2 protein-coding genes are annotated in these 1,388 nt (G+C 30.8%); both read left to right on the forward strand.

Features of this window, described 5'->3' with window-relative positions:
* Positions 1 to 39 precede the first annotated feature (39 nt).
* Positions 40 to 474 carry a hypothetical protein gene (locus DM444_RS23745; protein ID WP_204251647.1) on the forward strand — a complete coding sequence of 145 codons (435 nt, stop codon included), beginning with the start codon at positions 40 to 42 and terminating at the stop codon, positions 472 to 474.
* On the forward strand, positions 474 to 1,340 hold the full coding sequence (locus tag DM444_RS00215) for an IS3 family transposase (RefSeq protein WP_204251648.1): 867 nt from the start codon (positions 474 to 476) through the stop codon (positions 1,338 to 1,340). The genes DM444_RS23745 and DM444_RS00215 overlap by 1 nt, the downstream gene beginning before the upstream one ends.
* Positions 1,341 to 1,388 lie beyond the last annotated feature (48 nt).

Consider the following 1,388-nt stretch of genomic DNA (forward strand, 5'->3'; position numbering starts at 1 on the left):
TGTCTTGTCCTGAAATAGCGATACACAAAAAGTATCATTATGGAAAAAGATCAAGAATTGCGCTATGTAAAGCGCACCCAAAAAGATTACAGCATGTCTTTTAAGCTTCAAATTGTTCAGGAAATAGAACAAGGAAGAATTTCAATTTCTCAGGTTAAAAAAGATTATGCCATTCAGTCCCGTTCTACAATCGTTCAATGGCTTCGAAAATTTGGTAACTTTGATTGGGACAATCAAACACCTTCTGCTATGCCAAAATCTCCTGAACAAAAAATAATGGAACTTGAAGCCAAAGTGAAGTTATTAGAAAAACAAAAATCATTTTTAGAACAGCAGGCTTACGTTGCCGATAAAAAAGCTATTATTTTCGATATGATGATTGATATAGCAGAAAAAGAATATCAAATTGACATTCGAAAAAACTCACCACCCGAACAATCGAACATTTTAAAGAAGAACATCAACAAACAATAATGTTTGCCTGTACTTTGTTCGGGATAGACAGACAGGTTTATTATCGAAGAATAAAAAGAACCAGTTCCAGAAAGCTTATTGCCTCAGAAGTTATTAGTCTGGTTTTGAAAATTAGAAATACAATGCCCCGAATAGGAGCAAAAAAACTATATTATCTTTTAAAAATCCAATTGAATCAACTCAAAATCGGCAGGGATAAATTTATAGATATACTTAGAGCTAATCATTTATTAATAACACCTAGACGTTCTTATCATATAACAACAAACTCTCATCATAGATTTAGAAAGCATGAGAATCTAATATTGGATTTAAAAATCTGCAGACCAGAACAAGTCTGGGTATCAGACATAACTTATGTTGGAAAAAGAGAGAATCCATGTTATTTAAGTCTTATAACAGATGCTTACTCTAAAAAAATAATGGGTTTTTATGTGGCAGATAATATGAATACTAAAAGCAGTTTAACAGCTTTAAAAAATGCAATAAAACAGCGCCGAGATAAAGGAAAAACATTAATCCACCATTCAGATAGAGGACTGCAGTATTGTTCTGATCAATATCAAAAACTATTATATAAAAACAATATAAGATGCAGTATGACACAAAACTCTGATCCTTATGAAAATGCAGTGGCGGAGAGAATAAATGGAATTTTAAAACAAGAATTTAATATTGATAAATTTAATCAGCAACTTGCTGTGATGAAGATTTTAATAAAAGATGCAATTGAGGTTTATAATAATGAAAGGCCCCATTATTCTAATTATATGCTAACACCCAATCAAATGCACAAACAAAACATAGTAGAAATGAGAACTTATAAAACAAAAACACCTGCAAAAAAAGTTCTTACAGGTGTTTAATTAAATATATTTGTCTAATAATCTGTATCGATTATTTAGGACTAGTCA

This window comes from Flavobacterium ginsenosidimutans (assembly GCF_003254625.1).
GTDB classification, from domain to species: Bacteria; Bacteroidota; Bacteroidia; order Flavobacteriales; family Flavobacteriaceae; genus Flavobacterium; species Flavobacterium ginsenosidimutans.